This window comes from Micromonospora foliorum (genome assembly GCF_022229015.1).
Lineage (GTDB): Bacteria > Actinomycetota > Actinomycetes > Mycobacteriales > Micromonosporaceae > Micromonospora > Micromonospora foliorum.
Genome location: NZ_JAKKFF010000488.1, coordinates 1 through 9,219 on the forward strand (window position 1 = coordinate 1; position 9,219 = coordinate 9,219).

The 9,219-nt window shown below is 71.5% G+C and carries 7 protein-coding genes and 1 pseudogene; 5 read left to right on the top strand and 3 right to left on the bottom strand.

The window, feature by feature from the left end:
* Both PSH25_RS28655 and PSH25_RS28660 read left to right on the top strand, forming a co-directional pair.
* Positions 1-416, top strand: a pseudogene (locus PSH25_RS28655) (nitrate- and nitrite sensing domain-containing protein); the annotation flags it as partial.
* Entirely contained in the window at positions 413-835 is a 423-nt protein-coding gene (locus PSH25_RS28660; protein WP_030328666.1) for a roadblock/LC7 domain-containing protein, read from the top strand. The pseudogene PSH25_RS28655 and the gene PSH25_RS28660, both read left to right, overlap by 4 nt.
* Before the next feature lie 80 nt (positions 836-915).
* On the opposite strand, the gene PSH25_RS28665 is transcribed toward PSH25_RS28660, so the two are convergent.
* A complete protein-coding gene (locus tag PSH25_RS28665; RefSeq protein ID WP_238662001.1) occupies positions 916-2,259 on the bottom strand; it encodes a GH1 family beta-glucosidase in 1,344 nt (447 codons plus the stop codon).
* Positions 2,260-3,104: 845 nt separating this feature from the next.
* On the opposite strand from PSH25_RS28665, the gene PSH25_RS28670 reads away from it, so the two are divergent.
* Positions 3,105-6,011, top strand: coding sequence for a glycoside hydrolase family 48 protein (locus tag PSH25_RS28670; RefSeq protein WP_238662002.1), 2,907 nt, complete (start codon positions 3,105-3,107; stop codon positions 6,009-6,011).
* Positions 6,012-6,350: 339 nt separating this feature from the next.
* On the opposite strand, the gene PSH25_RS28675 is transcribed toward PSH25_RS28670, so the two are convergent.
* Positions 6,351-6,959 carry a DUF3159 domain-containing protein gene (locus tag PSH25_RS28675; protein ID WP_238662006.1) on the bottom strand — a complete coding sequence of 203 codons (609 nt, stop codon included), beginning with the start codon at positions 6,957-6,959 and terminating at the stop codon, positions 6,351-6,353.
* 230 nt (positions 6,960-7,189) lie between these two features.
* On the opposite strand from PSH25_RS28675, the gene PSH25_RS28680 reads away from it, so the two are divergent.
* Together PSH25_RS28680 and PSH25_RS28685 are read left to right on the top strand one after the other, a co-directional pair.
* Positions 7,190-8,077 carry a phosphatase PAP2 family protein gene (locus PSH25_RS28680; RefSeq protein WP_238662003.1) on the top strand — a complete coding sequence of 296 codons (888 nt, stop codon included), beginning with the start codon at positions 7,190-7,192 and terminating at the stop codon, positions 8,075-8,077.
* A complete protein-coding gene (locus PSH25_RS28685) occupies positions 8,077-8,754 on the top strand; it encodes a maleylpyruvate isomerase N-terminal domain-containing protein (RefSeq protein ID WP_372492870.1) in 678 nt (225 codons plus the stop codon). Before PSH25_RS28680 ends, PSH25_RS28685 begins: the two co-directional genes overlap by 1 nt.
* Before the next feature lie 63 nt (positions 8,755-8,817).
* Here the strand turns inward: PSH25_RS28685 and PSH25_RS28690 are convergent.
* Positions 8,818-9,219 (bottom strand): DUF1028 domain-containing protein (locus tag PSH25_RS28690; protein WP_238662005.1); only part of this gene is annotated, 402 nt, incomplete at its 5' end.

Consider the following 9,219-nt stretch of genomic DNA (forward strand, 5'->3'; position numbering starts at 1 on the left):
CGGTGGCCGGCCGCCCGCCGGGCGTCGGCGTGCCACGTCAGGGCCGCCCGGTGCCGGTGCGCGCCGAGGACGTGTTGACCCCGAACGCTGCTCGCGGTGGCGGCGGGGGCTGGTATTCGCGGCAGGGCCCGAGCGCGCCGGAGGTGCCGGCACCGGCGGCGCCGCCGACGATCCCGGTGACCGCCGGCACCAATGAGCGGGGATTGCCGGTGCGGGTGCCCATGGCGCAGTTGAGCGCGGTCACCCGTTCGGCACAACCGATGTCGGCACCGACCCGCACCGACCCGGACCCGGAGGCGGTCGGCGGCATGCTCTCGCGGCTCTACAGCGGAGTACGACGCGCCGAGGCTGAGGACACCACCGAGATACCCGTGCCACCGTCCGGGGGGCACGACGAAGGGGGACGACGACAGTGACGACGTTGAGCCAGGAGGCACGTGACCTGAGCTGGCTGGTGAGCGCGTTCGCGGAGCGGGTGCCGGGTGTGGCGCACGCGGTGGTGGTCTCCTCTGACGGGCTGCTGGTGGCGATCTCCGACCACCTGCCCCGGGACAACGCGGACAAGCTCGCCGCGGTGACCTCCGGGCTGATGAGCATCACCGCGGGTGCGGCCCAGATGTTCGACGGCGACGTCGTCAAGCAGACGGTGGTCGAGATGGGCCGCGGCTACTTCCTGGTGATGCAGATCCGCGACGGTTCGATTCTGGCCACGCTGGCCGCCGGTGACGCGGACATCGGTGTGGTGGGCTACGAGATGGCCCGGCTGGCCAAGCAGGCGGGGGAGATGCTCACCCCGGCCCTGCGGGCGGAGCTGCAGCAGGCGCTGCCCCGCTGAGTGGGCCGGCCGAGGCCCGGGCGGTCACCGGCTCACCCGAGCCGAGCCGTCCGGGCCCGGCCGTCCGGGTGGCGGCGCCTTCAGAAGCCGCCGGCGGCGATGACGGAGCGGTACCAGGTGGCGCTGCTCTTGAGCACCCGCCGCTGGGTGGGGTAGTCCACGTAGACCAGGCCCCAGCGTTGGTCGTAGCCCTGGTCCCACTCGAAGTTGTCGAGCAGTGACCAGACGTGGAAGCTCTCCAGCGGCACCCCGTCGGCGATGGCGCGGTGTGCGGCGGTGAGGTGGTCGCGCAGGAAGCTGATCCGACCCGTGTCCTGGACGGTGTCGTCCGCGTCCAGAGTGTCTGCCGTGGGCAGCCCGTTCTCGGTGATGGTGAGCGGGATCGGGCCGTACTCGCGGGTGATCCGGGTCAGCAGGTCGTACATTCCCTCGGGGTAGATCTGCTGCCACTCGGCCTCGGAGGTCGCCCAGCGGTGCGCGGTGCCGCCGTCGGCGGTGACGTAGATCGGGGTGTAGTACTGCACGGCCAGCAGGTCGACCGGCGAGGAGATGATTTTCAGGTCGCCGTCGCGGATGCCCTGGACCATGCGGCTCTGCGGGCCCAGGTCGGCCAGCAGGTCCTCGGGGTAGTTGCCCTTGAACAGGGAGTCGAGGTAGAGGCGGTTCTCGTAGGCGTCGTAGAGGTGGGCGGCCGCGGCAGCCTGCGGGGAGTCGTCGGCGGGGTAGCAGGGGTGCAGGTTGAGTGCGGGGCCGATCCGGCTGTCGCTGCCGCTGGCCCGCAGCGCGCCGACGGCGAACCCGTGGGCGAGTTGCAGGTGGTGGGCGACCAGGTAGGCGGCGTCCGGGTCCTGCCGGCCGGGGGCGTGGTGGCCGGTGAGGTACCCGTTCTGCACCACGGTCTTGGGCTCGTTGATGGTGAGCCAGGCCGGCACCCGGTCGCCGAGGGCGCGGAAGACCACGTCGGCGTAGTCGGCGAAGCGGTGGGCGGTGTCGCGCGACTCCCAGCCGCCGGCGTCCTGGAGGGCCTGCGGGAGGTCCCAGTGGAACAGGGTGGCCATCGGGGTGATTCCGCGCTCGTGCAGGCCGTCGAGGAGGCGCCGGTAGAAGTCGAGGCCGCGCTGGTTGGGCGTGCCGGTGCCGTCGGGCTGGATCCGGGGCCAGGAGATGGAGAAGCGGTAGCTGCGCAACCCGAGGTCGCGCATGAGGTCGAGGTCCTCGGCGTAGCGGTGGTAGTGGTCGATGGCCACGTCGCCGGTGTCGCCGTTGCGGGTGCGCCCCGGGACGCGGCTGAAGGTGTCCCAGACCGACTCGCCGCGCCCGTCCTCCTTGGCGGCGCCCTCGATCTGGTACGCGGAGGTGGCCGCGCCCCAGCCGAAGTTGTCCGGAAAGCGCAGCGGGCCGGCGGGCCCGATAGGTATCGACATGGATTCTCCTCATGGATACGGGGCCACCGCCGAAAGTTTCGGGAGCGCTCCCATGATAGGGCAGGCGCTGCCGGCCGGTCAGCCGGCCGTCAGAACGGCCGGCGCTGGCGGGTGGGATGCGGGTGTGGCCCCGAGCAGCGAACGAGGCCGTCCGGGCGGCGCGGCGCGCCTGTCCCGTCGGCCTCTTTTCCTATCGTGTACGGGGGTTTAGTGTGGGGACGGGGGAGGGCAACCCCCGTCCCCACCGTAACTGCACACACACGGGCGGAATTTTGGGTCCTGCCGTGCGTGTCGCGCGGGAGCCGGGCCACGCGAGTGGCTCTGGTTCCACCTCCCTCCCTGTGGCGGGACGATGGCTGACGACGGCGTCCGGGCTGGCCCGTCGTCGGCCCTCGGTCTTGGTTCCCTGGGGCTCGTCAGAGACGACCCCAGCGATCTTCTTGTTGGAACCTTGTCGATGGAAGCGCTCCCATCGACCGATGTTGCGACTGTAACGCCCGTCACGCCTTTGTGAAAGACCCAAAACGAGATCGAAACAAGGAGCTGATCCGGCGCTCCGTGCGCTTGTTGTGGGAGCGCTTCCATGGCACACTGTCGATTCGACGCGACACGAGCCACATCGCGTGAGTGCGGGTCCACCGAGGGCAACCGGCAGCACCAGCTCCGGTCACGGTCACCCGATCAGCCGGCGGGACCCCTCCCGTGCGGGCCGCACCGCCCCAACCCCGGCCGGGCCCGGGGAAGACCACCTTCCCGGCGCCTCGACATCCCCGCGGACCACCACCCACGCGGGCAGGCGCCTCGCCGGGGACCATCCCGGCCTGGTCCGAGGAGACACCGCGCACATGAGACAACTGGCACGACGCCGTCGAGTGGCGATCATCGCCGCCGCCGCGCTCGCCATCGGCGGGGTGACCCTGCCCGCTGGCGCCGCACAGGCCGCGCCCGCCTGCGACGTGGTCTACGCGACCAACGACTGGAACACCGGCTTCACCGCCAACGTCACCATCAAGAACCTGGGCGACCCGGTCAGCAACTGGACGCTCAAGTGGACCTTCCCGACCAGCGGTCAGCGGGTCACCCAGGGCTGGTCGGCCAAGTTCAGCCAGACCGGCAGCGAGGTCACCGCGACCAACGAGTCGTACAACGGCAACCTCGGCACCGGAGCCTCCACCACCATCGGCTTCAACGGCGCCCACTCGGGGAGCAACCCGAAGCCCACCGCGTTCACCCTGAACGGCACCCCCTGCAACGGCACCCCGGCCAACCAGCCGCCGACGGTCTCCCTCGGCCTGCCGGCCGGGCCGTTCACCGCGCCGGCCGACGTGCCGTTGACCGCCACCGCCAGCGACCCGGACGGGACGATCAGCAAGGTCGAGTTCTACCGCAACGGCCTGCTGATCAACACCGACACCTCCGCCCCGTACGCCTACACCCAGGAGGACCTGCCGGCCGGCAGCTACACCGTCCAGGCCAAGGCGTACGACAACGCCAACGGCATCGGGGTCGACGAGAAGGCGTTCACCGTCGGCACCGCCAGCGGCCCGACGTTGATCGCCACTCCGTCCGCGGTGAGCGTCACCGAGGGTGGCACCAGCACCTTCAACCTGAAGCTCAGCGCCGCGCCGACGGCCAGTGTGCCGGTCACCCTCACCCGCACCGGCGACACCGATGTCACGGTCTCGCCGGCCACCGCCACGCTGACCACGAGCAACTGGAACACCGGGGTCACCGTCACGGTCGCCGCGGCGGAGGACACCGACACCGTCGGCGGCGCCGCCACCATCACCGCCTCCGCCACGGGTCTCGCCTCGCTGGCGGTCACCGCCACCGAAATCGACAACGACACCCCCGGCGGCGACAACGCCTACATCAAGAAGTTCCTCGACCAGTACGGCAAGATCAAGAACTCGGGCTACTTCAGCCCCGAGGGCGTGCCGTACCACTCGGTGGAAACGCTGATCGTGGAGGCGCCCGACCACGGTCACGAGACCACATCGGAGGCGTTCAGCTTCTGGCTCTGGCTGGAGGCGAACTACGGGCGGGTCACCCAGAACTGGGCCCCGTTCAACAACGCCTGGACGGTGATGGAGAAGTACATCATCCCCACGCACGCCGACCAGCCGACCGCCGGCTCCGCGGGCACCCCGCAGTACGCCGCGGAGTACAACCTGCCCAGCCAGTACCCGTCGGCGCTGAACCCGAACGTCCCGGTCGGTCAGGACCCGCTGCGCTCGGAGTTGCAGTCCACCTACGGCACCGGCGACATCTACGGCATGCACTGGCTGATGGACGTCGACAACACCTACGGCTTCGGCCGCTGCGGTGACGGCACCACCAAGCCGGCCTACATCAACACCTTCCAGCGGGGCACCCAGGAGTCGGTGTGGGAGACCATCCCGCAGCCGTCCTGCGACACCTTCAAGCACGGAGGTCAGTACGGCTACCTCGACCTGTTCGTCAAGGACACCGGCGCCCCCGCCAAGCAGTGGAAGTACACCAACGCCCCGGACGCCGACGCCCGCGCCGTGCAGGCCGCGTACTGGGCGCTGACCTGGGCCAAGGCGCAGAACAAGCAGGCCGATGTCGCGGCCACCATCACCAAGGCCGCCAAGATGGGCGACTACCTGCGGTACGCGATGTTCGACAAGTACTTCAAGAAGATCGGCAACTGCGTCGGGGCCAGCACCTGCCCCGCCGGCAGCGGCAAGGACTCGGCGCACTACCTGCTGTCCTGGTACTACGCCTGGGGCGGCGCGTACGACGCCAGCCAGAATTGGTCCTGGCGGATCGGCTCCAGCCACAACCACTTCGGCTACCAGAACCCGTTCGCGGCCTGGGCGCTGACCAACACCCCGGAGCTCAAGCCGCAGTCGGCGACCGCGGTCGCCGACTGGACCAAGAGCTTCGAGCGGCAGCTGGAGTTCTACACCTGGCTGCAGTCCGCCGAGGGCGGCATCGCCGGTGGCGCCACCAACAGCTGGGACGGCAGCTACGCCCAGCCGCCGGCCGGCACCAGCACCTTCTACGGCATGTTCTACGACGTCGACCCGGTCTACAACGACCCGCCGTCGAACCAGTGGTTCGGTATGCAGGCCTGGTCGATGCAGCGCATCGCCGAGCTGTACCAGCAGACCGGCAACGCGAAGGCCAAGGCCCTGCTGGACAAGTGGGTGCCCTGGGCGATCGCCAACACCACCCTCGGCACCAACTGGTCGATCCCGTCGGACATGGCGTGGACCGGTCAGCCGACCACCTGGAACCCGTCCAACCCGCAGCCCAACACCGGCCTGCACGTCGAGGTCATCAGCAAGGGCCAGGACGTCGGTGTCACCGCCGCCTACGCCCGGATCCTGATCGCGTACGCGGCCAAGTCGGGCAACGTGGCGGCGAAGGACACCGCCAAGGGTCTGCTCGACGCGCTGTCGGCCGCCAGCGACGCCAAGGGTGTCTCCACCACCGAGAAGCGTGGCGACTACCGGCGCTTCGACGACGTCTACAACGCGTCCACCGGGCAGGGCCTCTACGTCCCGCCGGGCTGGACCGGGAAGATGCCGAACGGCGACGCCATCGCCGCCGGCAAGACCTTCCTCGACATCCGGTCCTTCTACAAGAACGACCCGGACTGGCCCAAGGTGCAGGCGTACCTGGACGGTGGTCCGGAGCCCAGCTTCAACTACCACCGGTTCTGGGCGCAGGCTGACGTCGCCATGGCGTACGCCGACTACGGCAGCCTGTTCCCGAACGGGTAGACGACCCGGGGTGGGTGGCGTGGACCGCCCACCCCGGGGTCCGGCCCGGGTCCGCGGAACGACGGACCGGGGCTGGCGGACGGCCTGACACCCACGGTCAGGCCGGGGTGGGCCGGCCATCTGGCCGACGCAGCGGATCGGTCGGCCCACCCCACCGCCCGGACTGGAGCCAGCCGCGAAAAAGCCCAGAAATTCGGGCCGTAGCGGGATCACACCGAGGTCCGTGACGGAGTAACGTACGTCACCGGAGAGGCCGCTCCCCCCGTGGCGGCCTCTCCACTTTTTTTGCCCCGAGCCCGGCCGCCTTTTTGCCCCGAGCCCGGCCGCGCCCGACCGGTTTCAGCGGGGCGGCGCGACCGGGTGACGCAGCCCGGGATGTCCGGCCGGCAGCGAGCGCCGCAGCACCACCCAGCTCAGCGCCAGCGCCGCGGCGACCAGCGGCCAGGTCAGCGCCACCCGGGCCACCACCAACGCGAGCACCTGCCCGCCCAGGTAGAGCGGCACGAACACGGCGAGCCGCAGCAGATAGGTGGCCGTCCACACCCAACTGGCCCGGCCGTACCCGCGCAGCAGCGCCGGGTCGCGCCGCCACCCGGCGCGTTGGCCCAGCACCGCGCCGACCAGTACGCCGAGCAGTGGCCAGCGCACCACGATGCTGACCGTCCACGCCAGAGCGCTCGCGGCGTTGGAGAGCACCTGGATCAGAAAGAAGTTCTCGGCCCGGCCGGTGCGCACCGCGATCAACGCCGCGACGCAGACGGCCAACAGTCCGATCAGCACCGAGCGCGGCCGGTCACCCCGACGCAGCCGTACGCCCGCCACCACCGCGCCCACGGCCAGCGCCGCACCCACCCCGCCCCACAGCGACTCGCCGCCCAGCACCCAGCCCGCCGCGAACGCCAACGGCGGCAGGGTGGCGTCGATGGCACCGCGTCGCCCACCCAGCAGATCCGTCAGCGACTCGGCCCGCGCAGGCCCTGCCGGACCGGTGTCGGCGCCGGCCGGCGCCGGCGCTCCCGCACCCCGGCCGTCGCCTCCGTGCTGCTCCGGACCGGGTTCGGCCGGGCCGCTGTCGCGCTCCGGTGTTCCGCTCACCACCGCCTCCTCGCCTCCGGCACAACCTAACCGGCGATAGACGGCGGGCCACCGCTCGGACCGCCGACACCTGCCGCTACGGTGTGCGGATGCGCGCGACGGCACGGGGTTGGACCGCGGTCTGGTTGGTCGTACTGGCCCTCGTCCAGGCGGCTGCCTTCCTCGCCGTGTGGCGGGTGGCCGTGCACCTCGAGATCGGTCAGTGGGTGGACACGGTCGCCCTCACCGGCAACCGGATCGGGCAGGACACCATCGACGGTCCGGTCGATAAGATCCTCAACGCTATGTCGGTGGTCTCGCTGCTGGCCGCCACCGCGACGATCGGGTTCATCGCGCTGATCCGGGGGCGGATCGCCCTGGCGATCACCGCGACGCTGCTGATCGCCGGAGCGAACGTCACCACCCAACTGCTCAAGTACGGGCTGAACCGGCCCGACTACGGTCTCGACCCGGAACGCGCCGCGGTGGGCAACAGCCTGCCCAGCGGGCACGCCACGGTGGCCGCCTCGGTGGCGGTCGCGCTGATGCTCGTGCTGCCGCGCAAGGTGCGGGCCGTCGGTGCCTTCATCGGTGCCGGCTACGCCGCCGTCGCCGGGGTGGCCACCCTCTCCGCCGGCTGGCACCGGCCCAGCGACGCGGTCGCCGCGTACCTGGTGGTGGGCGTGTGGGCGGCGTTGGCCGGGTTGCTGCTGCTGGTCACCCAGCGGGAGCAGGCCGAGATCGCCCCGGGTGACGCGCACCGGGTCGCGGCGCTGGTGCTCGGGCTCGGCGGGGTGCTCGCCCTGGTCGCCTGCGGACTGTCCCTGTCCTGGCTGCTCGACCTGCGTGACACCGGGCCGGAGGAGTTGGCCCGCCGCCCCCTGTTCGTCGGGTACGCGGGCAGCGCCGCCGGGATCGCCGGCACGATGGCGGTGGTGATGGCGTTGGTGCTCAGCGTCGTGCACCGGCTGGTGCCCCGGGTCAAGGGCTGATCCGTCCGGTGGAGCCGGTCCGGGCGGCGTTCTCCGCCGAGTGCGCGCGGTTCACCGAGATCCTTGCCGAGCTGACCGACGATGATCTCAACCGGCCCACCGACTGCCCTCCGTGGAATGTCCGGGACCTGATCGCGCACACCCGCACCGGGGCCGGCCGGCTGACCGACATGCTCGCCGTGCCCGCCTCACCCCGCGCCGAGGTGAACGCCGCCGGCTACTTCGGGGCGGCGAAGTTCACCGCCGAGGTCGACGCCGACCGGATCGCCGACGGCCAGCGGGAGGCGCTGCAGGTGGGCCGGGCGGCGCTGGCGACCGAGTTCGACCGGGCCTGGCGGGACACCGAGGCGGCGGTCGCCGCCACGCAACCCGACCGGGTGGTGCGAACCCGGCACGGCGACGCGATGCGCCTCGACGAGTTCCTGCGGACCCGGGTCGTCGAGGTGGGTGTGCACGGGTTGGATCTGGCCGCCGCGCTGGGCCGGCCCCCGTGGCTCACCCCACCGGCGGCCGTGGTCATCGCCGAGCTGCTCACCGGCGGACGACCGACACCGGCCGGGTTGAGCTGGGACCGGCTGACCCTGATCCGCAAGGCCACCGGCCGGGCGGTGCTGACCGCCGCGGAACGGGCCGCGATCGACGCCGCCGGCTTCGGTTGGCTCGCCTTCGGCCGCTGACCCGGGTCATCCGAGCCGCGGCCGTTCGGTCGCTGCTGGCCTCTTGCTGCTGGCGTTGACCAGTCAGCTCGCGGAGCGGGGGGCGGGGACGTGCGGGGCGACGCCGCGCAGGTGTGTCAGCACCACCGGGTCGATGCGCCCCGGCACCAGCCGCTCCTCCAGGTTCTCCAACCCGGCCCAGGAGATCAACGCCGCCTCCGTGCCGGCCTCGCGCACCGGGTGGCCCAGTGCGCCGAGCAGCGCCGCCACCTCGGCGGCGACCGTGCCGCTCAGGTCGAGCAGGGTGGCCGGGTCGGGCTTGCCGAACAGCATGGTGTGCACGGCGAGCAGGCGACCCAGCTCGGCGACCGGGTCCGGGTGGTCGTCCACGCGCAGGTCCACCACCACGTCGCTGGTGCCGCCGTATCCGCCGCCGCGCTCGACCACCAGCAGGCCGGCGCTCTGCCGGCCACGCCGGTCACCGCC